The organism is Pseudactinotalea sp. Z1732 (assembly GCF_049724975.1).
Lineage (GTDB): Bacteria > Actinomycetota > Actinomycetes > Actinomycetales > Beutenbergiaceae > CALKWS01.
This window is the reverse complement of sequence record NZ_JBMPQC010000001.1, coordinates 691,442-716,945: the sequence shown is the minus strand read 5'-3', so window position 1 is coordinate 716,945 and position 25,504 is coordinate 691,442. Positions and strand designations below refer to the sequence as shown.

Here is a 25,504-nt window from a genome sequence, read left to right as displayed (position 1 = left end):
GGGGCCCCTCCGACCGGTTCGCGGCTGAAGGGCTCAGGGCCGGGTCAACTCCAGGGCCCGCTGCAGGATGGTGTCCTCGTCCAGCAGCACGTCCAGGGCGGCGTCGCCGAGCGGGACGAAACTGTCCGCGCTGGTCACCCGCCCGATCCGGCCGGTGAAACCTCCGTCGATCAACGCGGCCACGACCGCCTCGGAGACTCCCCCGGAGCGGCGGGTCTCATCGACCACGAGCACCGTGCCGGTGGCCTCGGCAGCCGCCAACAGATCCTCCTCCGGCAGCGGCGCCAACCAGCGCAGGTCCAGCACCCGGGCCCGCACCCCGCGGGCCTCCAGTTGCCGGGCCACCCGCAGACTCATGTGCAGCCCGTTCGCCCAGGACACCAGGGTCAGGTCCGCACCGTCCCCGTAGCAGCGGGCCGACCCGATCGGCACCTGCGCCTCCGCCCACCGGTCCGGGCCCGGATAGGGGTCGGTCCACAGCCCATCGCCCTCGGTGTGCAGATCGCGGGTGTGATAGAGCGCGATCGGCTCCACGAACGCGCTCACCGTGCCATCGGACAACCCGGCGGCCACCAGGGTGCGCAGCATCGCCGCCGCGTCTTCGGCCCGCGCCGGCGAGGCCACCACCAGGCCCGGGATGTCGCGCAGCACCGCCACCGAGTTGTCGTTGTGGAAGTGGCCCCCGAAGCCCTTCTGGTACCCGTACCCGGCGATCCGCACCACCATCGGATTGCGGTAGGCGCCGGTGGAGAAGAACTGCAGCGTGGCGGCCTCACCGCGCAACTGGTCCTCGGCGTTGTGCAGGTAGGCCAGGTACTGGATCTCCGGGATCGGCAGCAGACCGCTCAGCCCCGCCCCCAGAGCGACCCCGAGGATGGTCTGCTCATCCAGGATCGTGTCGAACACCCGCGCCGGCCCGAACGCCTTGCGCAGACCCCGGGTCACCCCGTACACCCCGCCCTTTCGGGCCACGTCCTCGCCGAACACCAGTGCACCCGGATGCGCCGCCAGCACATCGTGCAGCGCGGCGTTGATCGACTGCGCCAGCGTCCGCCCGGACCCCTCCTCCGGTAGCGAGCGGCCGAACACCGCCGAGCGCGCCGCGTCATCACCTGCTCGCGGCACCACCCGTGCCACCTCCGCCGGCCGGCGCGGCGCCAGTGGGCCCATCACCTGCTCCCGGCCGGCCAACCGGGGCAGCGCGGCCACCTCCCGGGCCATCCGCCGCACACGCTCCCGGGCGGCCTCGTACCGGTCCAGCACCTCATCGGGCCGCAACACCCCGGCCTGCACCAGCCACCGGGCCGTGCCCAGCAGCGGATCCCGGTCCAGGTCCGCGGCGATGGCCGACGGCGGGCGGTAGGCACTCTCCACGTCCGAGCCGGCGTGTCCCATCAGACGCACCGTGCGTAGGTGGAGGAACGTGGGCCGACGACGACGGCGAACGTACTCGGCCGCGTCCCGTGCCGCTGCGAGCGCCTCGGGCAGGTTCGCCCCGTCCGCCTGGAGGTAGCGCAGCCCGGTGCGGCCGGCGTAGGCGGCGGCGATCCACCCGGGCGGGTTCGGCACGCTCAGCCCCAGGCCGTTGTCCTCGCACACGATCAGCAACGGCATCGGCAGGCCGCGGTGGGCCACCTGGAGAGCGGCGTTCACCGCGCCGGCGGCGGTGGAGTGGTTCATCGAGGCATCCCCGAAGCTGGCGACCACCACCGCGTCGGTGGGCCACGGCGTGGGCACGCCCAGCTTCGCGGCCAGGGAGATGGAGAAGGCGGTGCCCATCGCCCGGGGGGCGTGCGAGGCGATCGTGGAGGTCTGCGGGACCACGTGCAACTCCCCGCGCCCGAACACCTTGTGCCGCCCGCCGGCTATCGGCTCACCGGCGGCACCGACCAGCCCGAGCAGGATGTCGCGCTCACCGTCGATGCCGGGCACCTGGCCGGCGCGCTGGAGATAGAACGCCCCGGACCGGTAGTGCAGCATGGCCGGGTCGGTGGGGCGCAGTGCGGCGGCCACGGCGGCGTTGCCCTCGTGGCCCGCGGACCGGATGGTGTAGAACCCCTGGTTCCGTGCCCGTAGTTCGCGGGCCACCAGATCCAGGTGGCGGGAGGCGATCTGGACCTCGAACAGTTCCAGGGCCTCGGCTGCCGGCAGCCCCAGACCGGCTGGAGCGGCTGACCCCGCTGCACCGGCTAGCCCGGCCGGCGCGGCAACACCGGACACCCCGGCCGGTCCGGCGGAACCGGCCATCTGCCGGACCCGCTCGACGAAGTGCTCATCCGGACCCTGCATCACGGGCACCTCAACGGAACGCGGCGATACCCGTGAGGGCCTGCCCGATCACCAGGGCGTGCATCTCGCTGGTGCCCTCATAGGTCAGCACCGACTCCAGGTTGTTCGCGTGCCGCATCACCGGGTACTCGGCGCTGATCCCACTCGCACCGAGGATGGTGCGACAGGTCCGGGCGATCTCCAGCGATTCGCGCACGTTGTTCAACTTGCCCAGGCTCACCTGCTGGTGCGCCAGATCCCCGGCGTCCTTGCGCCGGCCCAGATGCAGTGCCAGCAGCACGCCCTTGCCGTACTCCAGGGTCATGTCCGCGAACTTGGCTTGGGTGAGCTGGAACCCGGCGATCGGCCGGTCGAACTGCTCCCGCGTGCCCGCGTACTCCAGGGCGGTGAGCAGGCAGGTGCGGGCCGAACCCAGCGCCCCGAACACGATCCCGAACCGGGCCTCGTTCAGGCAGCGCAACGGCCCGGACAGCCCCCGGGCTTCCGGCAGCATCGCCTCGGCGGGCAACCGCACGTCCTGCAGCACCAGTTCGGAGGTGACCGAGGCACGCAGGGACATCTTCCGTTCGATCTCCGGGGCGCTGAAGCCGGGGGTGTCGGTGGGGACGGCGAATCCGCGGATGCCCTCCTCGGTACGCGCCCACACCACGGCCACGTCCGCGATGGAGCCGTTGGTGATCCACATCTTGGTGCCGTTGAGCACCCAGTCGCTGCCGTCGCGGCGGGCGGTGGTGCGCATCCCGGCAGGGTCGGAGCCGTGGTCGGGTTCGGTCAGGCCGAAGCACCCGATCGCCTCGCCGGTGGCCATCCGCGGCAGCCAGTGCTCCTTCTGCTCCTCCGATCCGAAGGCGTGGATGGCGAACATGGCCAGGGAGCCCTGCACGCTGACCAACGATCGGATCCCCGAGTCCGCGGCCTCCAGTTCCAGGCACGCCAGCCCGTAGGCGGTGGCGGACATGCCCGCGCACCCATAGCCCTGCAGGTGCATGCCCAGCAGGCCCACCTCGCCCAGGGTCCGGGCCAGTTCCCGGGCCGGTAGTTGCCCGTCCTCGTACCACTGCGCCACGTCGGGCAGCACGTGCTTGTCCATCATGGCCCGAACGGTGCCCCGGACCTCCTTCTCCTCCTCCGACAGGAGGGAGTCGATCGCGAACAACTGATCCGGGGTCATCGACGCCGGGCGTTGCGAGGAGGTGCTCATCCGAACTCCACCCCCTGGGCCAACGGGAGTTCGCGTGAGTAGTTGACTGTGTTGGTGGTCCGGCGCATGTAGATCTTCCACGCATCGGACCCGGACTCGCGCCCACCGCCGGTGTCCTTCTCCCCACCGAAGGCACCACCGATCTCCGCCCCGGAGGGCCCGATGTTGACGTTGGCGATCCCGGTGTCCGAGCCGGTCGCGGACAGGAACGTCTCCGCCTCCAGCACATCGCGGGTGAAGATCGAGGAGGACAGCCCTTGGGTGACGCCGTTGTGCAGGGCGATGGCCTCGTCGAAATCGGTGTAGGTGAGCACGTACAACAGCGGCGCGAAGGTCTCGGTGCGCACGACCTCGGTCTGGGCGGGCATGTCCACGATCGCCGGCTGCACGTACACCCCGGACCCGGGCCCGGGCACGCGCTCGCCGCCGGTGATCAGCGTGCCGCCGTCCGCGGTGGCCCGGTCGATCGCGGCGGTGAACCGCTCCGCCGAAACCTCCTCCAGCAGCGGGCCCACCAGAGTGCCCCCGTCCAGCGGGGAGCCGATCGGGAGCGTCTCATACGCCGACTTCAACCGCTCGACCAGTTCGTCCTTGACGTCGGCGTGCACGATCAGGCGGCGCAGGGTGGTGCACCGCTGCCCGGCGGTACCGACGGCGGAGAACACCACGCCGCGCACGGTCAGGTCCAGGTCCGCGCTCGGGGCCACGATCGCGGCGTTGTTCCCGCCCAGTTCCAGCAGGGTGCGGCCCAGGCGGGCGGCTACGCGGGGGGCGACCTTCTTGCCCATCGCGGTGGAGCCGGTGGCCGAGATCAGCGGCACGCGCTCGTCGTCGACCATCACCTGCCCGACCGATGCATCCCCCAGCAGCACCGCGCCGAGCCCGGCCGGTGCCCCCACGCGCCGGGCTGCCTGCTCCAGCAGCGCCAGGGTGCCCAACGCCGTCAGCGGCGTCTTCTCCGAGGGCTTCCAGATCACCGGGTCACCGCAGGTCAGCGCCAGTGCGGCGTTCCAGGAGAACACGGCCACGGGGAAGTTGAAGGCGGTGATCACCCCGACCACGCCGAGTGGGTGCCACTGCTCCATCATCCGGTGCCCGGGGCGCTCGGAGGCGATGGTCAGCCCGAAGAGTTGGCGGGACAGCCCGGTGGCGAGGTCACAGATGTCGATCATCTCCTGCACCTCACCGGCGCCCTCGCTGGGGATCTTGCCCGCCTCCAGGGTGACCAGGGTGCCCAGGTCGTCCTTGTGCTCGCGCAGCAGGTTGCCCCACTCGCGCACCAGGGCGCCGCGCTCGGGGGCCGGGACGGTGCGCCAGGCTGTGAAGGCCTCCTGAGCGGTGGTGATGAGGTCGTCGACGTCCGCTGGGGTGTGGCTGCGCAGCCGGCCCAGTTCGCTGCCGTCGATCGGGGTGCGCACGATCAGGTCGCCGTCGTCGTGGAAGGGGTCCTGCGCCCCCAGTCGCGCCAGTGTCTGCTGCGCCAGTGTGGCCAGATCCGTCATGACAGGTCCTTTCCGCAGGAGATGGTTCCGTGGGTGGTGATCAGCGAACCCGCCTGGGTGTCCACCAGGTCGGACAGGGCGATGTCCTCCTGGCGGATGAAGCCGGTATTCGGCAATCGTCCCGTGGCGGCCAATTCCACCATGGACACCGCTGAGGCGGAGGTGATCCAGGAGATCGCCCGCCAGGTGCGCCCGCCGATCTCGATGGGCCGGAAGGCGCGCACGTCGTTGAGGCGTTGCAGCGTCCCCTCACGCACACCCTCCACCGCGGCGTGCAGATGCACCACATCGTCGTTGACCGGCGGCTTGGCGTTGACGAGGATCTCATCGGCCAGTTCGCGCCGGTCGCGCAGGTGCAACTCGTCGAAGAGGAACTGCATCTGCTTGAAGTGGCCCGGGTAGCGCAGCGTCTTGTAATCCAGCCGTTGCACCCGGCCCTCGTAGGTCTGGCACATCGTGCCCAGCCCGCCGGAGGTCAGGGCCGCCTCGAACTCCACGCCCCCGATCACCACGCGTTCCTTCGCGGTCATCGCCGGGACCATCTGGCGGCGGCCGCCGCGCACCACCTCACAGTCGTTCAGGTACTCGTTCACCACCCCCAGGGAGGACCAGTTGAACGCATAGCCGAGTAGGCCGGTGGGGTTCTGCGGCAGCGCACCCACCTTGAGCTCGATGGAGCGGATCTCCTCGAAAACCGCCGCCATGGACGCGCCGATGATGCCGATCAACCCCGGGGCCAGGCCGCACTGGGGGGCGAAGATGGCGGTGGAGTCCTGGGCGAGGTCACGCACCCGGTTGGTGGTCGGGATGTCCTCGGTGAGGTCGAAGTAGTGCACACCCACCTGCCGGGCGGCCTCTGCCACGGCGATGTTGTGCTGATAGGGCAGGCACGTCAGCACCGCGTCGGCCGTGCCCAGCGCCTCGCGCAAACGGTGGGAGTCGGTGACGTCGAGCTGCTTGACCGCGAAGCCCAGGTCCGCCCGCGGACGAGAGTCGTACCCCACCACGCTGAACCCCGAACGCATCAGCAGATCGGCAACGAGTTCGCCGACCTTCCCGATCCCGAGCACGGCAACGGTATTGAACGAACGTTCCACAGTGAACTCCCTCTGATTCGGGCGGGTCCCGCCCTTGTCGGCGTTGCTCCGGTGCAGATGTTACCCAGCACCGTCCGGAGTCTATCGTTGTTACTGATTTACCTCAGGCAGTGTGACGCCGATGCGAGGGGTGCCAGTCGCCCGGTCGCCCCGTAGCCGGGTGCGCGCCGCTCCTACTGTCCGGAGTCAGTCGGCAGCGGGTCCCGGGGGTCGGCGCAGAGGAAGAAGTCCTCCTCCGCGGCGGCGTGGTATCGGTGCTCGACGCCGTCGGCGGCCAGGACGAGCAGGTCACCCTCGGTCAACACCTGGATGTAGGACATGCCCTCCTCCGGGCACCCGATCGACCCATCCGGCCACGTCACCGACCGCTGCTCGATCACCTCGATGTCCCCCGGGTCGGCGCCGGTGCGCTCGGCCAGGTCCGCCCGCGCGTCCTGCACGCGTGGGTCATCCGGGGAGTCCGCGTCGTCGTCATCCGGGCCGGCGGGGCTTTCGGGCACGGTCCCGATCTCGTCGGGATCATCCCCGGGGTCGCTGCCGCCGGCCCCGCAGGCACTCAGGCCGAGAAGGAGCCCGAACACCAGCACGGCCACGCGATAGCCCCTGGTCGTCATCGCCGATCACCTCCGCCCCGACTATGTCACCGGCGCGGGGATCGCTTCACCACGGTCTCACCACAGACGACGGCGGAACTCACCCTCGGCGAGTTCGGCGAAGGGTCCCGCCGGGTAGCGGGCCCCGGTGTCCCGGTCCTGGCCGAGCAGGTCCGAGCCGAGCGCCACCGGGGCGCCGTCGGGCTGGTCGAACTCGGCATCGACGAACCGCACCCGCGGCAGGTCCTCGCTGGTGATCAGGCCCAGCCCTGCGTGACCGGATCCCTCGGGCAGGAGGAGTTGCAGGTAGCCGGTCTCGCCGTCGTCGTGGACCTGCAGGCTCGCCGCCCCGGCGAGCACCCGCGCGGAGTCCTCCCCCTCAAAGGGCCGGGCCCCGGCGAGGTAGAGGTTCTCGCGAGCGTAGACCGCCTGTGGCACACCGTTGAAGCGGCGGTGGTCCCCGTTCGGGAACCGGCTGTGCACGCGCTGGATGTACTCGGCGAAACTGCCCGGATAGCCGTTGTAGCCGGCCAGCCCGTATCCGGCGTTCGGGTCGGCGAGGATCGTGTCGGGGCCGTAGGCATCGGCGATGTCGCCGCCGAGGAAGATGTTGCCGAGCCACCGGTCGTCGCCGGCCTGGATGAAGGCGTAGCCGGCCACCTGGGTGCTGTGCGGCAGGTGGTAGGGTGTGGCCCGTTCCATCTCCTGCTCGATCCGCACCGACCCGCCCACCAGGTTGTGCACGTACGCGCCGCCCTGGCTCATCGACTCGATCGCGACCGGGGAGGCCAGCACATTGTGGTCCACCAGGTAGGGGCCGTGGCTGACCTCGATGAACAGGTCGCGCTTGTTGGCGTACAGGATGTTGTGGTTGACCCGGGTGCCCTGGGTCTGCCAGTCCAGCCAGATCGCCAGGGTGCAGTCGTGGATCCGGTTCCGGCTGATCTGCACGTCGATCGGGGCGTGCAGTTTGATGCCGCCGATCTCGTGGCCGAAGAACTCCCGCTTGATCGCGATGTTGTGGATGTGGTTGTCCTCGATGGTGGAGAAGACACAACCCAGGTGGCCAACGATGCCGTTCTGCCCGCAGTCGTAGATGGTGTTGCCGCGGATCACGTGGGAGCCGATGTGCTCGCGGTCCCAGCCGTACTGGCGGGCGGTGAAGACCGACTCGATCTGGTACTGATAGCCCGGTTTGTCCCGGCGGGTGGTGGCGAAGTTGTGCCCGGTGGAGGCCTCCTTGCCGATGGAGATCGCCGAGCACTTGGCGTCGTGGATGATGTTGTTCTCGATCACCCAGCCCTTGGCCCAGTTCGGGCCGATCAGGCCGGGCTGGTCGGCCGTCGGCGGGGTCCAGGGGGTGGCGGCCTGGGCCAGTTCGAAACCGCGCACGGTGATGTAGTCCACGTGCGGTCGGTCGGGCAGGAACACCGCCGGGCGCACGTTCACCTCGACCAGGGCCTGGTTGGGGTCCGCGTCCTGGAAGTTCGCCCAGACGGTGGTGCTGTCCCGCCCGACCTCGGCGTACCACACGAAGCGGGTCTGCTCCGGGTCGCGGATGTGGTCGGTGGTGTCGGTCCAGTGGTCGACGGCGGAGGTGCGCAGGGGTGGGTCGGCCACCTCGGCGCGGGAGTGGACCTCGTAGAAACTGCGCCCGTTCAGGTACACCTCGCCCAGGTGCTTGGGCGGAGCCCCGGCGGGGTAGAGGACCCAGTCCCCGGACACGGTTTCGGCGAACGGGTTGAACTCACCGAAGAGGCTGTTGTCGATGTTTGCGCGCCACACCGTGCCCCCGTCGCGCTCCCAGCCGGTGATCTGCTCGGAGCCCTTGATCACCACCTGCTCACCATCGGCGGCCTGGTAGGTGATCCGGCGCCGGTCGCTGCGGCCACCGTGGGCCGGGCGTACCCACTCCCGGTACACCCCACCGTGGACGAGCACGGTGTCACCCGGCTGGGCGATCTGGGCGGCGTGGTTGATGGTGCGCAGAGGGGCGGAGGCCGAGCCGTCGTCCCGGTCGGAGCCGGTGGTGGCGACGTGCAGCACAGCAGACATTGACGGTTTCCTCCGGTCGGTTGTTCGGGTGATCCCCTGGTCGGTGACGGTACGCGGGGTTCGCTGCGTTGACCACACCCCGGTCCCCGCGGGGGTGCGCACACTGCTGGACCTGATGGAGGGGCACCCACCGGCCTCCCACCACATCCAACTCGCCACCCACCTGGTGGCCCGGGACTCCACCCGACCGCTCCCCTAGGCTGGTACCCCACGGCAGATCCAGCGGGAGCACAGGTGAACAGCGCAGACACCAGCCAGGACGAGACCGAGGCCGAGTCCACGCCCACACTCGCATCGCCGGCCGCGCCCGGATCCGCATCCGCGACCCCCGCCGATCACGACTACTCGCCCTGGTTGTTTCCCGGCCGCGCCACCGATGACCAGCGCCGGGCCCAGGCCGACCACCAGCACCGGTTGCGCCAGCAGAATCCGGGCTGGCGGATCGGCACCGACGCCTACCTGAGCCCGCTGGCCTCGGTCCAGGCCGAGCGGCTCGACCTCGGCGATCGCACCTACGTGGCCGCCCACGCCTACCTCACCGACGAGGTGGCGTTCGGTCCGGACTGCTCGATCAACGCCTTCACCGTGGTGCGCGGGAGCGTCCGGGCCGGAACCGGGGTGCGCATCGGCGCACACACCTCGATCCTGGCCTTCAACCACACCATGGACGACCCCGAGGAGTTCATCTTCCGCCAGCCGTTGACCGCCCGCGGCATCACCATCGGCGACGACGTCTGGATCGGCTCACACGCGGTGCTGCTGGACGGCATCAACGTCGGGGACAAGAGCGTCATCGCCGCCGGCGCCGTGGTCACCAAGGACGTTCCGGACGGAGCGGTGGTGGGCGGGAACCCGGCACGCCTGATCCGGTGGCGGGTGCCCCCCGAGGGGCCGACGACGACGGCAGCCGGGCTGGGCGCACCGGCGGAAGCCGGGCAGGGGCGCACCGGAGCCGAACCGGCACGCACCGGACCGGCCGACACCAGGCCCGCGGACGCGGGAAGCGCCGAACCGGACCCTGCCGGAGAGCTGCGAGCGTTCGCCGACCGCGCCCGTGCGCAGGTGCGGGAGTTGATGGAGCGCGCCTTCGATACCGACCTGGGCCTGTTCCGGGACCGCCCCGGCACCGGAGTCACCGTACGGGCCCAGTGCGACGCGATCGAGATCGCCGACCTGCTGCTCGGCCGCGCCCCGGACCAACTCGACGAAGCGGACCAGATCCAGCGACTGACCTCCTGGCAGCGCCCGGGCGGCCAGATCCCCGAACTGCGGCCCGACGGCACCCAGGAGGAGGGTGACGCCGGCCCGCGCTACCACGTCCTGAGCGTGGGGTACGCCCTCGACCTGCTCGGCGCACACCTGCCGCACCCCACGCCGTCGGCACTGACCCCGGCGCAACTACGCGAACAGGTCGGCGCCCTGCCCTGGCGGACCAACGCCTGGAACGCCGGCGACGGCGTCGACGCGCTGGCGACCGGGCTGCGCTGGGACCTGCCGCGCGGCAGGGCCGATCAGACCCTGGCCGATGCGCTGTTCGGCTGGCTGCACCGGCACGTCGACCCGGGCACCGGGATGTGGGGCAGCCTGCGCGACCAGGAACCGCTGCTGGTGGTGAACGGCTACTACCGGCTCACCCGCGGCACCTTCGCCCAGTTCGGGCTGCCGGTCCCCTACCCCGAAGCCGTGATCGACACGGTGCTGCGCCACGCCGGCGACGAGCGCTACTTCACACCGGAGCGGCAGAACGCCTGCAACGTGCTGGACGTAGCCCACCCATTGTGGCTGGCCGGGCGGCAAACCCCACACCGACGCGGCGAGATCACCGCGCTGGCTCACCGGCTGCTCGGCGACGCCCTGGGCACCTGGCACCACGGCTCCGGCTTCGCCTTCGCCGCTCCCGGAGCAGCCGACCAGGGCGCGGCGGGCAACCGGCCCGGCCTGCAGGGCACCGAGATGTGGCTGAGCATCATCTGGCTGCTGGCCGACCTGGTCGGCCAATCCGCCGACCTGGGCTACCGGCCGCGTGGGGTGCACCGGGTGGAGTCGGTGCCGCAACTGCGCACCTAGTGCAGGTGGTCGGGTAGTCAGCGCACCGGCCCGCAGCTGCCGCGTTCCACCAGTCGCGTGGGCAGCCGCACATGCGCCTCGGTCTGCCGGCCCGCGAGCAGGTCGATCAACATCGTCAGGGCCCGCTCACCCATCTGTTGGATGGGCTGTTCCACCGTGGTCAGCGCCGGGGTGGTCAGGGCCGACTCCGGGATGTTGTCGAAGCCGACGATCGACAGATCCTCCGGCACCCGCAAGCCGGCCTCGGCAGCCGCCTCCAGAACACCCATCGCGGACAGGTCGTTCGCGGCAAAGACCGCCGTGGGCGGATTCTGCTCCGCCAGCATCTCCGCCACCGCACCTGCGGCCGGCTCCCCGGTGTAGTCACCGAAGCGCACCAGTGCGTCGTCGACCTCCAACCCGGCGCCCTGCATGGCGGCACGGTACCCACGCTCGCGCTCCCTGGAGGAGTTCAGGTCATCACGCCCGCCGATGAAGGCAATGCGCCGGTGGCCCAGCCCGAGGAGGTGCTCGGTGGCGGCCTTCGCCCCGCCGAAACTGTCGGAGTCCACGGTGGGCAGCGCCGTCGGCCCGGTGTGGGGGTCCACAGCGACCACCGCCACTCCCGCAGGAACCTCCACGATCGTGGGGGTGCACAGGATCGCCCCGTCGATCAAGGTGCCGTGCAGTTGGCTGAGCGAGCGCCGCTCCCAGCCCGCGGTCTCCTGACCGGCCCGGCCCACCGAGTAGGCGAGCAGTTCATAGCCGGTGTCGTGTACCGCCCGGGAGGCACCCTTGAGCAACTCGGTGCTGAACGGCTCGAAGTCGGCCACCAGGATGCCCAGCACATTGGTGCGCAGGCTGCGCAGGCTGCGCGCACCCAGGCTGGAGACGTAGCCCAGATCCTCGATCACCCCACGCACGTGCGCGCCGGTGGCGGCCGCTACCCCGTAGCGGTCATTGATCACCTTCGACACCGTGGCGGTGGAGACACCCGCCACCCGTGCCACATCAGCGATCGTCACTCGCCGCGCAATCGTCATTCCTACAACCTAGCGCGCTCCAGACTGAATCTCGCTTTGCTTATAAATCGTTATCGAAATCGATTGACGAGTCTTTGTTCAACCTGCAAACATTCAAGTCACGTCAAGGACGACCTTGGAGGAGACATGTCACGACGTCGAGTAGCGACAACGATCGCCGCAGCAAGTTTGACCGCGCTGGTTCTCGCCGCCTGTGGCGGCGACAACGGTACGAACGGAGACACCGACCCGGGCAGCAATGGCACGCAGAACGGTGCGGCCGACGGTGAGGAGGTCACCATCACGTGGTGGCACAACTCCAACAATGATCCGGGCCAGTCCTTCTACGAGCAGGCCGCCGAGGACTTCATGGCCGACAACCCGGGGGTGACCATCGAGATCACCGCGATCGCCCACGACGACATGCTCACCCGGTTGGACGCGGCCTTCCAGACCGGCGACCACCCGGACATCTTCATGGAGCGCGGTGGTGGGGAGACCGCCTCACACGCCGAGGCCGGCCTGCTGCGCGACCTGACCGACGACGCCGCGGACACCATCGGCGTGGTGGAGGCCTACACCGGTGGCTACACCGTGGACGAGCGTGTCTACGCCATCCCCTTCACCTCCGGCGTGGTGGGCTTCTGGTACAACCAGGACCTGTTCGAGGAGGCCGGGATCTCCGAGACGCCCACCACGATGGAGGAGTTCAACGACACGGTGGACGCACTCAAGGCAGCCGACATCGAGCCGGTCTCGGTGGGTGCGGGCGAGGGCTGGCCGGCAGCGCACTATTACTACTACTACGCCCTGCGCGCCTGCGCCGAGGAGGCCGTGGTGGCCGCGGTGGAGCAGCACGACTTCTCCGACGCCTGCTGGGTCAGTGCCGGGGAGCACCTGCAGGAGTTGATCGAGACCGAGCCGTTCAACGAGGGCTTCCTGGCCACCCCGGCCCAGACCGGCCCCACCAGCGCATCCGGCCTGCTGGCCACCGAGCAGGTGGCGATGGAGTTGGCCGGGCACTGGGAGCCGGGTGTGATGCAGGGCCTGATGGATGACAACACCATCCCGTTCAACCTGGGCTGGTTCGGCTTCCCCGCCATCGACGGTGGCGAAGGAGACCAGGGCGCAGTCCTCGGCGGCGGTGACGCCTGGGGCCTGAACGCCGACGCCCCGGACGCCGCAGTGGACTTCGTGGCCTACCTGCTCAGCGACGAGATCCAGATCGGCTTCGCCGAGAACGACATGGGCCTGCCCACCAACCCAGCGGCCAGTGACTCGGTCTCGGATGAGGCCCTGGCCGAGTTGCTCACCACCCGGGACGAGGCCTCGCTGGTGCAGCTGTACTTCGACACCGCCTTCGGTGAGAACATCGGTGGCGCGATGAACGAAGCCGTCGTGGACATCTTTGCGGGACAGGGTTCCCCGCAGGACGTGGTCGACGCGATGGTCGACGCCGCCGCCAACGAGTAATACCCGATGGCACAACCGGTTTCCGCCCCGCCGGCCCGCCCAGGTTCTGCACCTGGCGGGCCCGGCGGGGCCTCCCGCACCCGGAAGGGCCGGTCCGCACCGCAGCGCAGGCCACGGTCCTCGTGGCGCAAGCGCGCTGAGATCGCCTTCTTCAGCGCCCCGGCCCTGGCCCTGGTGGCCGTCTTCATCGCCTTCCCGGTGGCCCAGGCGGTGCGGTACTCCTTCTACCGGTGGAACGGCCTGGGACCGCTGGAGAACTGGATCGGGCTGGAGAACTACGCCCGGGCGCTGAGTCACAGCGTGTTCACCGACGCGGTGGTCAACAACCTGACCATCGTGGTGTTGTCGGTGCTGATCCAGTTGCCCCTGGGCCTGGGGATCGCGCTGCTGCTGAACCGGCAGATGTGGGGCCAGTCGCTCCTCCGGGTGATCATCTTCATCCCCTACGTGCTCGCCGAGGTCGTGGCCGGGGTGGTCTGGTTCCTGCTGCTGCAGCCCCGCGGCATGGTCAACGACCTGCTGGAGACGGTCGGCCTGGGTGAGTGGACCCAGTTGTGGCTGGCGGACACCGAGATCGCGCTGTGGACCGTGATGGGGGTGCTCACCTGGAAGTACCTCGGCCTGGCGGTGATCCTGATGCTAGCCGGCCTGCAGGGCGTGCCCCCCGAGTTGTACGAGGCCGCCCAGATCGACGGCGCCTCCTGGTGGAAGGTGCAGTTCAAGATCACCATCCCGCTGCTCGGTCCCACCATCCGCACCTGGGCCTTCCTGTCCATGATCGGGTCCCTGCAACTGTTCGACATGGTATGGATCCTCACCGGCGGCGGGCCGGCGAACGCCACCGTCACCATGGCGGTGTACCTGATCGACCAGGGCACCAACCGCAGCCTGTACGGCTACGCCTCGGCGGTGGCGGTGCTGCTGTTCGCGATCTCCCTGACCCTGGCCGCGTTGTACCAGGTGTTCGTCCTGCGCCGCGACACCACTGACGCACCGAAGCCGAGAAGGAAGAAGCGATGAGCGCGCCCGTGGTCCCGTCCGAGAAGCCGGCCGTCCTGGACGAGCCGGCCACCCGTCGTCGTCGACGGAGCTCCAACGCCTTCGCCGGCGGCAACCCGATCGTGTACGCCATCGCGCTGGTGGTGGTGGCCATGACCGTGGGCCCGGTCCTCTACGCCGCGCTCGGGGGCTTCCGCACCAACGCGCAACTCGCGATGAACCCGGTGGGCATGCCGGACCCGTGGGTGTTCACCAACTACATCGACGTGATCACCTCCGGTACCTTCTGGCGGCTGGCGATGAACTCCACCGTGATCGCACTGGTGACCACGGTGGTGGTGTGCGTGGCCGGAGTGATGGCCGCCTACCCACTGGCGCGGTACACCTTCGCCGGCCGGGAGATCCTCTTCCTGATCTTCACCCTCGGCCTGCTGTTCCCGTTGACGGTGGCGATCATCCCGCTGTTCCTGATGATCCGGGACATGGGACTGACCAACTCCGTCCTCGGGGTGGCGCTGCCCCAAGCGGCCTTCGCGCTGCCGATGACGGTGGTCATCCTGCGCCCGTTCCTACGTGCCCTGCCGGTGGAACTCGAGGAGGCCGCGCTGATCGACGGTGCCTCCCGGATCGGGTTCTTCTGGCGGATCCTGCTGCCGCTGTCCGGCCCCGGTCTGGTCACCGTGGGAGTGCTGGCGTTCGTGGCCTCCTGGAACGCCTACTTGCTACCGCTGCTGATCCTGTCCTCCCCCAGCGCACAGACCCTGCCGCTGGGGGTGGCGAACTTCTCCACCGAGCACGCCCAGGACACCGCCGGTGTACTCGCCTTCACCACCCTGGCGATGATCCCGGCACTGGTGTTCTTCCTGGCGATGGAGAAGCGGATCGTCTCCGGTCTGCAGGGCGCAGTGAAGGGGTGATGCCCGTAACCCACCAGAGGGACTGACCGGCCACTCCGTCCACCGCCGCGGAGTGCGCCTTGACTACACCGGCGGGTAGAAAAGGAGAGATCGATGACGATGACATCCATCAAGCGGGCCGCCGCCATCCTCGGCGCGGGACTGTGCACCGCCGCCCTGGCGGCACCGGCCGTGGCAAGCCCGCCCGGACACGCCGGGCCGCCCGGACAGGAGGGCGAACTCCCACCCGGCCTCGCCGAACAGGACACCCTGCGCTCGTGGGCCCCGGACGATCTGCGAATCGGCACCGCGGCCGCCGGAGGCGGGCATCACGGGAACCAGGACTATCCCGAGCCGTTCCCCAACGACGCCGAGTACCGGGACTTCCTGGCGGCGCAGTTCTCCTCCCTCACCCCCGAGAACCAGATGAAATGGGACGCCCTGCGGCCCGATGCCGACACCTTCGACTTCGCCGCGGCCGATGAGGTCGTCGCCTTCGCCGCCGACAACGGCCAGCACGTGCGCGGGCACGCCCTCATGTGGCACAGCCAGAACCCGGCCTGGTTGGAGGAGGGCGACTTCACCGCGGAGGAACTGCGCGACATCCTGCGCACCCACATCCACACCGTGGTGGACCGCTACGCCGGGCAGGTCCAGCAGTGGGACGTCGCGAACGAGATCTTCGACGACAACGCCGAACTGCGCATGCAGGACAACATCTGGCTGCGCGAACTGGGCCCGGAGGTCATCGCTGACGTCTTCCACTGGGCCCACGAGGCCGACCCGGACGCCCTGCTGTTCTTCAACGACTACAACGTCGAGGGCACCAACGAGAAGGCGGACGCCTATTACGACCTGATCCAGGACCTGCTCGCCGAGGGTGTCCCGGTGCACGGTTTCGGCATCCAGGGCCATCTCGGCCTGATGTACGGCTTCGACGGCCGACTGCAGGAGAACCTCGAGCGCTTCGACGCCCTGGGTCTGCAGACCGCGATCACCGAGATGGACGTGCGCGGTTACGTCGACGACGAGGGTCGGTTGAGCCCGGAACTGCTGGAGCAACAGGCCGACTGGTACAGCCAGGGCTTGCAGGCCTGCCTGAACGTGACCGGCTGCACCTCCTTCACCGTGTGGGGTGTACTGGATGAGCACTCCTGGGTGCCTGCCACGTTCGAGGGTCAGGGCGGCGCCCTGCTGCTGGAGGGCGATTACGAGCGCAAGCCCGCCTTCTGCGCCGTGCAGCAGACCCTGGTGCAGACCAATCCCGGTGGTCACGCCCGGTGGAATAATCACCCGGCACTGGCCGAGTGCCGCACCATGCTCGGCTGAACCACCCACCACCAGTGCCCCGAGCCGGTTCGCACGCGGCCCGGGGCACCGGCATGAACAACGCCGCACGGAAGGTAACCACGAATGAACATCCCCACCGGCTCACCCGCCGGGCACCAGCGCGCCGACGAGCAGAGCCAGGGTGGGCTGCGCGCCCATGCGCCCGACCGGCTCCGGATCGGCGCCGCGGTGGCCGGGTACGGCCGCACCGCCACGACGATGCCGCTGCTCACCGACGCCCGGTACCGGCAGGTGCTGGCCGCCGAGTTCTCCTCGCTGACCCCGGAGAACCAGACGAAGTGGGAGTGGCTCCAACCCGCGCCCGGCGAGTTCGACTTCGCCGCGGCCGACGCGATCGTCGACTTCGCCGCCGAGCACGGCCAGCACGTGCGCGGACACACGCTGCTGTGGCACAACCAGAACCCGGGTTGGATCACCGGCGGGGACCACAGCCCGGAGGAGTTGCGGCGGCTCCTGCGCACGCACATCCAGACCGTGGTGGGTCGTTATGCCGGTCGCATCCAGCACTGGGACGTGGTCAACGAGATCCTCGACGACGACGGCCGGTTGCGTACCGAGCAGAACCCGTGGCTGGGCGCACTCGGGCCGGACATCATCGCCGAGGCGTTCACCTGGGCCCACGAGGCGGACCCGGACGCGTTGCTGTTCGGCAACGACTTCGACGTCGAACGTCACGGCGCGAAGTCCGACGCCTGGTACGCGTTGCTCCGGGACCTGCGGTCACAGGGTGTGCCGGTGCACGGGTTCGGTGTGCAGGGGCACCTGGACATGTCCGCGCCCTTCCCCGAGGACCTGCCCCAGAACCTGAAACGGTTCGCCGACCTGGGCCTGCGCACCGCGATCACCGAACTCGATGTCCGCGGCCCGGTGACGGGTGAAGGCGGCCTCAGCGAGGAACACCTGGATCAGCAGGCCGACCGGTACGCCCGGATCACCCGGATCGCCCTGGATGTGCCCGGTTGTGAGTCACTCACCCCCTGGGGCGTGCTGGATGAGCAGTCCTGGGTGCCAGGCTGGTTCCCCGGCACCGGCGGCGCGCTGCTCCTGCACGGTGACTACCAGCCCAAACCCGCTTACCACGCCGTGCGCGAGGCGCTCGCTGCCGGGTGAGGATCGGCGGCCGGCCCAGCGATCCTCCGCGGCGCTGCACCTGCTTGACCACGGTAGTTGACCAACCTAGTCTGATGGGATGACCACAGTGAAGGTGCAGTACGCGAAGACGCATCTGTCTGCTCTGCTCGCCAGGGTGGAGGACGGCGAGGAGATCGTGATCGCGCGCGGAGACACTCCGGTCGCGCGGCTGGCCCCGTTGTCCTCCGGTGCCACGCGTGATCTGGGTTTTGTCGGCTATGACGTACCGGTGGAATTCTTAGAGGAGTTGCCAGAAAGCGAATTGGCTGCCTGGGAACATTGAGATACCTCCTCGACACCCATGCACTGTTGTGGGCCCTGACCAAGCCGGCGACATTGAGTCCGACCGCCCATGAGGTCATCGTCGATCGGGGCACTACCCTGTTGTCCTCCGCCGCCAGTGCGTGGGAAGTCGCCACGAAATCCCGCCTGGGCAGGCTTCCCCAGGCCACTGGGCTCCTGAGTGCCTGGGACCGAAACCTGCAGCGACTGGGCTGCGAGCACCTGCCCATCACTGATGAGCACGCCATGCTTGCGGGCAGCCTCGACTGGGTTCATCGCGACCCGTTCGACCGCATGCTGGCCGCACAGGCGATCAGCGAGTCGCTCGTGCTCATCACGCGCGATCCGGCATTCGGAACACTCCGCGGCGTCCGCACGCTCTGGTAGCGGCGCACAGCCTCGGGCCGGATTCACCGCGCCGTTCCCAGCGATGGTGAGGGCGAATGTGTCGCACGGGTCAGCGTCCGACGGCGTAGCCCTGCATCCGCCGGGGGTTCGCGCCCGCGTGCAGTAGACCGTCGGCGCGCCGGCCGGCGGCACTGATGAAGCCGAGCGACCAGGGTCCGGCGTCGGTGACGCGGTGCCCACGTCGGCGCAGTTCGGCTAGCACCTGCTCGCCCAGACGTGACTCCACGTGCAGCCCGGCAACCTCGGCCTGGCGCGGGTAGAAGGAGGAGGGCAGGTGCGTGGTGTGCCAACTCGGAGCATCGATCGAGGCCTGCAGGTTGTGGCCGCCGAACAGGTGAGCGATCAGGAACGGGATGGTCCACTGGTCCTGCTGGTCCCCGCCGGGGGTGCCGAAAGCCATCGGCCCGTGCTCGCGCAGCACCATTCCCGGCGACAGGGTGGTACGCGGGCGCCGGCGTGGGGCGATACTGGCCGGGAGCCCCTGCTCCAACCAGAACATCTGCGCCCTGGTGCCCAGGGCGAAGCCGAGCCCGGGGACGACCGGGGAGGACTGCAGCCACCCGCCCGAGGGGGTTGCCGAGACCGCGTTGCCCCACCGGTCCACCACGTCGAGATGGCAGGTGTCGCCCCGACCGGCCCGTTCGGCGCCCTCGATGTCGGCGCCGGCGACCGGGCCTGCGGCGGCGGCGCCACGGTCCAGGGTGGGCTCACCCTGGCCCGGTAACCGCACCCCGGCGTCGTGCCCGGCATCAGCGGCCATCGCCGCAAGCACCGCCTGCCCCAGGTGCGGCGTGGCGCCACCGGGTGAGCCGGGCCGGAAGTCGGTACTGGCTTCGGGCCCTACCAACCTCGCTCGCTGCGCGGCGTAGGCGGGGCTGAGCAGGTCCTGGATCGGGACCTGCACGTGGCCGGGGTCGCCGTAGTAGGCCTCCCGGTCGGCGAAGGCCAACTTGGCCACCTCGGTCACGGTGTGCACCATCTCCGCAGAGCCCAGTTCGGCCGCGCCGATGTCGAGGGCGTCCAGCATCGCCAACTGCTGCAACATCACCGGGCCCTGGCTCCACGGGCCGGTCTTGGCAACCGTGGCACCGGCCACGTCCAGCAGCAGCGGGTCCTCCTCGGTGGCCGCCCAGGAGTCCAGGTCCGCGCCGGTGAGCAGCCCGGCGTGCAGTTCCCCGCTCCCGTCCCACTGCTTGGTGGCGGCGAAGGCTTCGATCGCCTCCGCCACGAAACCGGAGTAGAAGGCGCGCCGGGCAGCCTCGATCTGCTCCTCACGGTTGCGGGAGGCGGCTTCGGCCTCGGTGACGATGCGTTCCAGCGTGGCGGCCAGGACGGGGTTGGTGACCAGAGTACCGGCCTGCGGGGCCGTGCCGCCGGGCAGGTAGACCTCGGCCGAGGTGGCCCAGTGCTCGGTGAACACCGGCGCCACGGCCTTGATCGCGGCGGCCGCGCCGGGCAGCACCGGGTGCCCGTGCGCGGCGTAGCCGATGGCGTAACGCAGAACCTCGCGCAGCGACTTGGTGCCGTAGGCAGCCAGGATGTGCATCCAGGCACCGAAACTGCCGGGCACCGTGGCCGCCAGCAGGCCGGTGCCGGGCACCACGTCCAGGCCCAGGTCGGTGAAGGCGCCGGCGGTGGCCGCAGCCGGAGACACCCCCTGCCCGGAGACCACGAAGGTGCGGCCGGTGGCGCCGTCGTGCCCGATCAGGGGCATCTCCCCGCCGACCCCGTTCAGGTGCGGCTCCACCACGTGCAGCACGAACCCCGCCGCCACGGCGGCGTCGTAGGCGTTCCCGCCGTCCTCCAGCACCGCCATGCCGGTGCTGGAAGCCAGCCAGTGGGTGGAGCCGACCATGCCGAAGGTGCCGAGGAGCTCGGGGCGCGTAGTGAACATGGCCTCTAGTCTGGCCGATCCTGGCAGCGGCTATGACCGATGTCATCGGGAGCAGGTGACAGCAGGGGCTGACCGGTGAGGGTCCAGGCCGAGCACTCTTGTCACCATGCACCCCTCAACTACCCAGAACGCGGTCGTCGCCGATCACGGCACCCCCGCCGATCACGGTGCCGCCCTTGCACCGAGACCACCGGCTATCGCCGTCCGGGGCCTGCGCAAGAGCTTCCCCGGCAGGGACGGGCGCATCCACGCCGTCGACGGGGTGGACCTGACCATCGGCCACGGCGAGATCGTGGCATTCCTCGGACCGAACGGGGCCGGCAAGACCAGCACGCTGGACATCGTGCTGGGCCTGGTCCCACCCGACGCCGGCAGTGTCGCGGTGATGGGGCTGGCCCCCCGTGAGGCGGTCCTGGCCGGAAAGGTCTCCGCGCTACTGCAGACCGGTGGCCTGCTCCGGGACCTGACGGTGGCCGAGACGGTGCGCTACGTCGCCTCCACCTTCACCGCACCCCGCCCGGTCCAGGAGGTGCTCGAGCGGGCAGGGCTGAACGAGTTGGCCAACCGGAAGGTTTCCAAGTGCTCCGGCGGAGAACAGCAACGGTTGCGGTTCGCCCTCGCGCTGCTGCCCGACCCGGAACTGCTGATCCTGGACGAGCCCACCGCGGGAATGGACGTGACGGCGCGGCGGGAGTTCTGGGACACCATGCGTACCGAGGCCCGCGCGGGGCGTTCGGTGGTCTTCGCCACCCACTACCTGGAGGAGGCGGAGAACTTCGCCGAGCGGATCGTGATGATCTCCGGCGGGAAGATCGTTGCCGACGGCCCCACCAGTGAGATCCGGGAACGCAACTCCGGGCGCACCCTGTCGGTGGACCTACCCGAACACGGCGCCCAGGACGTGCTCGACGACATCGTCGCGTTGGACGTCATCACCGATGTCCGCCGCAACGGGCGGCGGGCCTACATGCGCGCCACCGATACCGACGCCGCCGCTCTCGCCTTGCTCAGCGAGGTGGGCGCCAGCGGACTGGAGATCGCCAGCGCCAACCTGGAGAGCGCCTTCGTGGCGCTGACCGGCACCGCGCCGGTGGAGCAGAGCGAGACCAACCATGAGGAGCACCGATGAACGTCACCATCCTGGGACTGGAACTGAAGCGTCAGTTCCGCGAGTTCATGGGCATCTTCTTCATCGTGGTACTGCCGGCGTTCTTCTACCTGATCTTCGGTGCCGCGATGGAGTTCAGCGGCGACCCGGCAGGCAACGGAAACGTCGCGATGTCGATCATGATCGCGATGGCCGCTTACGGGGCGGTGGTGGCGACCACCTCGATCGGTGGGCAGACCGCGGTGGAACGGATGCAGGGTTGGGGCCGCCAGCTCGGCCTGACGCCACTGCGTGACTCGACCTACGTGGGCACCAAGGCACTCGTCGCGGTGGTGATCGCGGCGTTGCCGATAGCCCTGATCTATAGTCTCGGCGCGCTGACCGGCGCCCAGGGTTCGGCCCGGGCGTGGGTGCTCAGCGCCATGATCGTGATCCCCGGCGCCGCCCTGTTCGCCCTGTGGGGTCTGGTGTGGGGCCTGGCGATCAGATCCGAGTCCGCCATCGCGGTGGCCAGTGGATCCACGGTGGTGCTGGCGTTCCTGGGCAACATGTTCATCCCCCTGTCCGGGGCGTTGCTGGCCATCGCCAAGTTCACCCCGCTGTACGGCTACGCCGCTTTGGCCCGCTACCCGCTCACCGAGGGGTGGCTGGCCACGATGAACGGCGACCCGGTCCACGAACCGCTGTGGGTCCCGCTGACCAACGTGATGGCTTGGACCCTCGTCCTGGGCCTGATCGCGATCACCCTGGTGCGCCGCGGCCGCGCCCGGCAGTGAGTGGGTCGTGATGAACCCGGCGAGCGATTCGGAATCGGAGGCGGTCGGCGTCGCGCCGGCTCCTGCCGTTGACGGGGCATCCATGGCAGGATCGACATCAACGATGACTTCCGACCAGGCCGCCCGGCACACCGAGCCCGCCACCAGCATCGCCGAGCGCACCGGCGATGGTTCGTCGGTGCCCGGAGCGGACGAGGCCGACATCGGGACGAACCCGTGGGACCGGTTCGGGTGGGTGATGGCCACCATCTGGCTGCTCTTCCTGGCCTTCCCCATCATGGCCGTCTATCAGAGCGACCACTCACTTCTGGTGCGGGTGCTCGCGATCGGTGGGGTGCTGCTCTACGCCGCCGTCTACGTCGCCGGCTTCGTACGCCTCGGCTGTACCGAAACAGCCGCCCAGGCCACCAGGGTGGGCGTGACGCACCTGAGCGTGCTGACGCTGCTGATCCTGGCAGTCGTGCCCGTGCTCGGGCCCTGGGTACTCAGCCTGGTGGTGTTCCTGGTCGCCCTGAGCGCGTTCACCCTGCCGCTGCGCTGGGCCGGCGTCGTGATGGTGCTCGCGCTGGCAACGGCCATCATCTGGCCGGCGATGATCGGCGAGTTCGATTCGATGTGGTTCTTCGTGGCGATCATCCTCGGGGTGGGTGTGGGCAACGGCCTGGTCCGGGTGCTGGAGGAACGTCAGACCGCCCACCGGGCGCTGGAGGACGAACGCCAACTCGCGGCCGAACGCGACCGGGTGGCCCGGGACGTGCATGACGTGCTCGGTCACTCCCTGACCGTCATCACGGTCAAGGCCGAACTGGCCGAACGACTGATCGAGGTCAACCCCGAGCAGGCTCAGCACGAACTAACCCAGATCCAGGCCCTGACCCGCGAGGCCCTGGCCGAGGTGCGCGCCACCGTGGCCGGGTTGCGCGTGGCCCGGTTGGACGATGAGCTGGAACGCGCCGGTGCGGCCCTGTCCGGGGCCGGTATCAGCGCGGAACTGCCCACCGACACCAGCGCCGTGGACCCGCGGCACCGGATCGTGCTGGCCTGGGTACTACGAGAACTGGTCACCAACGTGGTGCGTCACTCGGCCGCCACCCGGTGCCAGGTGTTGCTCGGCGGTTCCTGGATCCGGGTGACCGACGACGGCGTCGGGGTTCCCGAGGGTGCGACCGGCCACGGGTTGCGCGGGGTCGCCGAGCGCATCGGATGCGGCACGCTGTCCATCAGAACCGGCGCCGGAGGTCGTGGCACCGAGGTGACGGCCACCCTGGACCCGGACGCCGACCCACCCGAGAGCGCCCGCACGGCAGGCGAGCAGGCAGGAACCGGTGGGAACCTGTCCGCCGGGACCGCCACCGCCACCGACCAACCCGAACCGCGAACGACCACCCATGGGTGATGGACCCATCCGGCTGCTCCTGGCCGACGATCAGGCGCTGGTACGCGGGGCCCTGGCCGCACTGCTGAACCTGGAGAAGGACCTGCAGGTGGTGGCCGAGGTGGGTCGGGGCGATGAGGTGCTCGACGCCGTACGCCGGCACCGCGCGCAGGTGTGCCTGTTGGACATCGAGATGCCGGGCATGGACGGCATCTCGGTGGCCGGACAGTTGCACCAGCAGACCCCGGGGGTGCGCTCGCTTATCGTGACCACCTTCGACCGGCCCGGCTACCTGCGCCGCGCGATGGACAACGGTGCCAGCGGATTCGTCGTCAAGGACACCCCGGCCACCGAGTTGGCCGAGGCGGTCCGTCGGGTCCACGCCGGCCTTCGGGTGGTGGACCCGACGCTGGCCGCCGAGTCCCTCTCCGGCGGCCCGAACCCGCTGACGGACCGGGAGAAGGACGTGCTGCGCGAGGCCCTGGAGGGAGCCCCGATCGCCACCATCGCCGCGCACGTGCACCTGTCCACCGGGACGGTGCGCAACTACCTGTCCTCGGCGATCGGCAAGACCGGCACCACCACCCGGGTGGAAGCCGCCCGCACCGCTCAGCGCCGTGGATGGCTGTGAGCCTCGATGAGGACAACCTCGCGCCGTCGTCGCACCGTGCTCGCCCTGCCCGCGCTGCTGGGCGGGACAGCCCTGGCCCTGGCGGCCTGCTCAGGCATCCCGGAGGACGCGCCGAACTCCGAGGACGCCGAGGCAACCGTGACCTTCCGCATCTGGGACGACACCGTCGCGGCCGCCTACGAGGAGTCCTTCGAGACCTTCACCGAACAGCACCCGGAGATCACCGTGGACGTGCAGGTGGTGGCCTGGGAGGACTACTGGGATCGGCTACCGGAGGACCTCGAGGCCGGCACCATGGCCGATGTGTTCTGGACCAACACCGCCAACTTCGGAGCGCACGCCGACACCGGCCAGATGATCAACCTGGACGAGGCGATCGGTGGCGACCACGACGCCTGGACGGAGCCGGTGGCCGACCTCTACCGCCGGGATGGCATCCAGTGGGGGGTGCCGCAACTGTGGGAGTCGACCGCGCTGTACTACAACACCGACCTGCTCGAGGAGGCCGGCGTCGAGCCGGCGAGCCTGCGCTGGGACCCCACCGGAGCCGAGGACACGTTGGTGGGGGCGGCCCAGGCGCTCACCGTCGACGCCGAGGGGAGCACCGCCGACGAGCCGGGCTTCGACGCGGAGGACATCGTCCGGTTCGGATTCAACGCCCAGCACGACGCACAGGCGATCTGGCTGAGTTTCCTGGCGGAGAACGGGGGCCGGTTCCAGGACGGGTCCGGCAGGTACACCTTTGCCACCCCGCCGGGGGAGGCCGCGTTCGGATACGTGGTGGACCTGATCCAGACCCATCAGGTGGCCCCCGCGGCCGAGGACACCAACAACGACCCCGCCTTCTCCCGCGAGTTGTTCCTGCGGGAGGAACTGGCGCTGTTCCAGGCCGGGCCCTCCGCACTGGCGCACCTGGTCGATGCCGGTTTCGACTGGGACCTGGCGCCGAAGGTCGAGGGACCGCGCGGGCGCATCAGTGTGGTGCACGGGGTGGCCGCGGTGGGTAGCGCCCACGCAGCCGACTCCGAGGCGACGATCGAGGTGCTTCGCTGGCTCGGTTCGGCACAGGGTCAGCGGCCGTTGGGCGAGAGCGGAGCGGGCATCCCCGGGGTGGTGGAGGCCCAGGAGGCCTACGCGCAGTACTGGGCCGGTCAGGATGTCGACGTGCAGGTGTTCCTCGACGCCGTCGAGGAAGGGACCACGCCCGCACCGCTCGGCCCCCGGGCAAGCGGTGGATCGAACGAGATCAGCCCGGTGTTCCAGGATATGTTCGCCGGCCGCATCGAGGTGCCCCAGGCCCTGCGCCAGGCCCAGCAGGCGGCGAACGAGGCCATCGCCGACTGATCAGAGCCGCACGTACCGGGACTGGGCGAAGC

Annotated in this window: 21 protein-coding genes; 13 read left to right on the top strand and 8 right to left on the bottom strand. The window is 69.8% G+C overall.

Going from position 1 to position 25,504, the window contains the following annotated elements; genetic code table 11:
* Positions 1-33: 33 nt before the first annotated feature.
* The 6 genes from ACPL7H_RS03360 to ACPL7H_RS03335 form a co-directional block, all read right to left on the bottom strand.
* Complete coding sequence (locus ACPL7H_RS03360) at positions 34-2,289, bottom strand: thiamine pyrophosphate-dependent enzyme (RefSeq protein WP_424795688.1); 2,256 nt, start codon at positions 2,287-2,289, stop codon at positions 34-36.
* Between the two features lie 10 nt (positions 2,290-2,299).
* On the bottom strand, positions 2,300-3,490 hold the full coding sequence (locus ACPL7H_RS03355; protein WP_424795687.1) for an acyl-CoA dehydrogenase family protein: 1,191 nt from the start codon (positions 3,488-3,490) through the stop codon (positions 2,300-2,302).
* Positions 3,487-4,992, bottom strand: coding sequence for an aldehyde dehydrogenase family protein (locus tag ACPL7H_RS03350; RefSeq protein ID WP_424795686.1), 1,506 nt, complete (start codon positions 4,990-4,992; stop codon positions 3,487-3,489). Before ACPL7H_RS03350 ends, ACPL7H_RS03355 begins: the two co-directional genes overlap by 4 nt.
* Positions 4,989-6,146 (bottom strand): saccharopine dehydrogenase C-terminal domain-containing protein, encoded by a 1,158-nt coding sequence (locus ACPL7H_RS03345; protein WP_424795794.1) that lies wholly within the window; start codon positions 6,144-6,146, stop codon positions 4,989-4,991. Before ACPL7H_RS03345 ends, ACPL7H_RS03350 begins: the two co-directional genes overlap by 4 nt.
* A gap of 116 nt (positions 6,147-6,262) precedes the next feature.
* Positions 6,263-6,703, bottom strand: a complete 441-nt coding sequence (locus ACPL7H_RS03340) for a hypothetical protein (protein ID WP_424795685.1) — start codon at positions 6,701-6,703, stop codon at positions 6,263-6,265.
* Between the two features lie 57 nt (positions 6,704-6,760).
* Positions 6,761-8,737, bottom strand: coding sequence for a right-handed parallel beta-helix repeat-containing protein (locus ACPL7H_RS03335; protein WP_424795684.1), 1,977 nt, complete (start codon positions 8,735-8,737; stop codon positions 6,761-6,763).
* Between the two features lie 234 nt (positions 8,738-8,971).
* On the opposite strand from ACPL7H_RS03335, the gene ACPL7H_RS03330 reads away from it, so the two are divergent.
* Positions 8,972-10,804 carry an acyltransferase gene (locus ACPL7H_RS03330; protein WP_424795683.1) on the top strand — a complete coding sequence of 611 codons (1,833 nt, stop codon included), beginning with the start codon at positions 8,972-8,974 and terminating at the stop codon, positions 10,802-10,804.
* A 17-nt stretch (positions 10,805-10,821) separates the two neighbouring features.
* On the opposite strand, the gene ACPL7H_RS03325 is transcribed toward ACPL7H_RS03330, so the two are convergent.
* A complete protein-coding gene (locus ACPL7H_RS03325; protein WP_424787143.1) occupies positions 10,822-11,826 on the bottom strand; it encodes a LacI family DNA-binding transcriptional regulator in 1,005 nt (334 codons plus the stop codon).
* A gap of 126 nt (positions 11,827-11,952) precedes the next feature.
* Here ACPL7H_RS03325 and ACPL7H_RS03320 point away from each other — a divergent pair, with 126 nt between their 5' ends.
* The 7 genes from ACPL7H_RS03320 (at position 11,953) to ACPL7H_RS03290 (ending at position 18,323) form a co-directional block, all read left to right on the top strand.
* Positions 11,953-13,278 (top strand): ABC transporter substrate-binding protein, encoded by a 1,326-nt coding sequence (locus ACPL7H_RS03320; protein WP_424795682.1) that lies wholly within the window; start codon positions 11,953-11,955, stop codon positions 13,276-13,278.
* Positions 13,279-13,284: 6 nt separating this feature from the next.
* Positions 13,285-14,298, top strand: coding sequence for a carbohydrate ABC transporter permease (locus ACPL7H_RS03315; protein ID WP_424795681.1), 1,014 nt, complete (start codon positions 13,285-13,287; stop codon positions 14,296-14,298).
* Positions 14,295-15,194, top strand: a complete 900-nt coding sequence (locus tag ACPL7H_RS03310; RefSeq protein WP_424787146.1) for a carbohydrate ABC transporter permease — start codon at positions 14,295-14,297, stop codon at positions 15,192-15,194. The genes ACPL7H_RS03315 and ACPL7H_RS03310 overlap by 4 nt, the downstream gene beginning before the upstream one ends.
* A gap of 93 nt (positions 15,195-15,287) precedes the next feature.
* A complete protein-coding gene (locus tag ACPL7H_RS03305; RefSeq protein ID WP_424787147.1) occupies positions 15,288-16,502 on the top strand; it encodes an endo-1,4-beta-xylanase in 1,215 nt (404 codons plus the stop codon).
* Positions 16,503-16,586: 84 nt separating this feature from the next.
* Positions 16,587-17,633 carry an endo-1,4-beta-xylanase gene (locus ACPL7H_RS03300; protein ID WP_424795680.1) on the top strand — a complete coding sequence of 349 codons (1,047 nt, stop codon included), beginning with the start codon at positions 16,587-16,589 and terminating at the stop codon, positions 17,631-17,633.
* 79 nt (positions 17,634-17,712) lie between these two features.
* Positions 17,713-17,937, top strand: coding sequence for a type II toxin-antitoxin system Phd/YefM family antitoxin (locus ACPL7H_RS03295; protein ID WP_424795679.1), 225 nt, complete (start codon positions 17,713-17,715; stop codon positions 17,935-17,937).
* The gene (locus ACPL7H_RS03290; RefSeq protein WP_424795678.1) at positions 17,934-18,323 is read left to right on the top strand and encodes a type II toxin-antitoxin system VapC family toxin; all 390 of its coding nucleotides are present in this window, start codon (positions 17,934-17,936) and stop codon (positions 18,321-18,323) included. The genes ACPL7H_RS03295 and ACPL7H_RS03290 overlap by 4 nt, the downstream gene beginning before the upstream one ends.
* A gap of 70 nt (positions 18,324-18,393) precedes the next feature.
* Here the strand turns inward: ACPL7H_RS03290 and ACPL7H_RS03285 are convergent, their stop codons facing one another.
* On the bottom strand, positions 18,394-20,238 hold the full coding sequence (locus ACPL7H_RS03285; RefSeq protein WP_424795677.1) for a gamma-glutamyltransferase family protein: 1,845 nt from the start codon (positions 20,236-20,238) through the stop codon (positions 18,394-18,396).
* 106 nt (positions 20,239-20,344) lie between these two features.
* On the opposite strand from ACPL7H_RS03285, the gene ACPL7H_RS03280 reads away from it, so the two are divergent.
* The 5 genes from ACPL7H_RS03280 to ACPL7H_RS03260 all read left to right on the top strand — a co-directional run bounded on the left by ACPL7H_RS03280 (position 20,345) and on the right by ACPL7H_RS03260 (position 25,472).
* Positions 20,345-21,367 (top strand): ABC transporter ATP-binding protein, encoded by a 1,023-nt coding sequence (locus ACPL7H_RS03280; protein WP_424795676.1) that lies wholly within the window; start codon positions 20,345-20,347, stop codon positions 21,365-21,367.
* Positions 21,364-22,122: an ABC transporter permease gene (locus ACPL7H_RS03275; RefSeq protein WP_424795675.1), complete on the top strand. Its 759-nt coding sequence runs from the start codon at positions 21,364-21,366 to the stop codon at positions 22,120-22,122. The genes ACPL7H_RS03280 and ACPL7H_RS03275 overlap by 4 nt, the downstream gene beginning before the upstream one ends.
* Before the next feature lie 103 nt (positions 22,123-22,225).
* Positions 22,226-23,518: a sensor histidine kinase gene (locus ACPL7H_RS03270; RefSeq protein ID WP_424795674.1), complete on the top strand. Its 1,293-nt coding sequence runs from the start codon at positions 22,226-22,228 to the stop codon at positions 23,516-23,518.
* Complete coding sequence (locus ACPL7H_RS03265) at positions 23,511-24,128, top strand: response regulator (RefSeq protein ID WP_424795673.1); 618 nt, start codon at positions 23,511-23,513, stop codon at positions 24,126-24,128. Before ACPL7H_RS03270 ends, ACPL7H_RS03265 begins: the two co-directional genes overlap by 8 nt.
* A gap of 6 nt (positions 24,129-24,134) precedes the next feature.
* A complete protein-coding gene (locus tag ACPL7H_RS03260; protein ID WP_424795672.1) occupies positions 24,135-25,472 on the top strand; it encodes an ABC transporter substrate-binding protein in 1,338 nt (445 codons plus the stop codon).
* Positions 25,473-25,504: the final 32 nt, after the last annotated feature.

Excerpts from the sequence above, each read along its gene's own strand:
- ACPL7H_RS03360 (WP_424795688.1), bottom strand. The coding sequence starts at position 2,289 with ATGCAGGGTCCGGATGAGCACTTCGTCGAGCGGGTCCGGCAGATGGCC.
- ACPL7H_RS03355 (WP_424795687.1), bottom strand. The coding sequence starts at position 3,490 with ATGAGCACCTCCTCGCAACGCCCGGCGTCGATGACCCCGGATCAGTTG.
- ACPL7H_RS03350 (WP_424795686.1), bottom strand. The coding sequence starts at position 4,992 with ATGACGGATCTGGCCACACTGGCGCAGCAGACACTGGCGCGACTGGGG.
- ACPL7H_RS03340 (WP_424795685.1), bottom strand. The coding sequence starts at position 6,703 with ATGACGACCAGGGGCTATCGCGTGGCCGTGCTGGTGTTCGGGCTCCTT.
- ACPL7H_RS03335 (WP_424795684.1), bottom strand. The coding sequence starts at position 8,737 with ATGTCTGCTGTGCTGCACGTCGCCACCACCGGCTCCGACCGGGACGAC.
- ACPL7H_RS03325 (WP_424787143.1), bottom strand. The coding sequence starts at position 11,826 with ATGACGATTGCGCGGCGAGTGACGATCGCTGATGTGGCACGGGTGGCG.
- ACPL7H_RS03320 (WP_424795682.1), top strand. The coding sequence starts at position 11,953 with ATGTCACGACGTCGAGTAGCGACAACGATCGCCGCAGCAAGTTTGACC.
- ACPL7H_RS03315 (WP_424795681.1), top strand. The coding sequence starts at position 13,285 with ATGGCACAACCGGTTTCCGCCCCGCCGGCCCGCCCAGGTTCTGCACCT.
- ACPL7H_RS03310 (WP_424787146.1), top strand. The coding sequence starts at position 14,295 with ATGAGCGCGCCCGTGGTCCCGTCCGAGAAGCCGGCCGTCCTGGACGAG.
- ACPL7H_RS03305 (WP_424787147.1), top strand. The coding sequence starts at position 15,288 with ATGACGATGACATCCATCAAGCGGGCCGCCGCCATCCTCGGCGCGGGA.
- ACPL7H_RS03300 (WP_424795680.1), top strand. The coding sequence starts at position 16,587 with ATGAACATCCCCACCGGCTCACCCGCCGGGCACCAGCGCGCCGACGAG.
- ACPL7H_RS03295 (WP_424795679.1), top strand. The coding sequence starts at position 17,713 with ATGACCACAGTGAAGGTGCAGTACGCGAAGACGCATCTGTCTGCTCTG.
- ACPL7H_RS03285 (WP_424795677.1), bottom strand. The coding sequence starts at position 20,238 with ATGTTCACTACGCGCCCCGAGCTCCTCGGCACCTTCGGCATGGTCGGC.
- ACPL7H_RS03280 (WP_424795676.1), top strand. The coding sequence starts at position 20,345 with ATGCACCCCTCAACTACCCAGAACGCGGTCGTCGCCGATCACGGCACC.
- ACPL7H_RS03275 (WP_424795675.1), top strand. The coding sequence starts at position 21,364 with ATGAACGTCACCATCCTGGGACTGGAACTGAAGCGTCAGTTCCGCGAG.
- ACPL7H_RS03270 (WP_424795674.1), top strand. The coding sequence starts at position 22,226 with ATGACTTCCGACCAGGCCGCCCGGCACACCGAGCCCGCCACCAGCATC.
- ACPL7H_RS03265 (WP_424795673.1), top strand. The coding sequence starts at position 23,511 with ATGGGTGATGGACCCATCCGGCTGCTCCTGGCCGACGATCAGGCGCTG.
- ACPL7H_RS03260 (WP_424795672.1), top strand. The coding sequence starts at position 24,135 with ATGAGGACAACCTCGCGCCGTCGTCGCACCGTGCTCGCCCTGCCCGCG.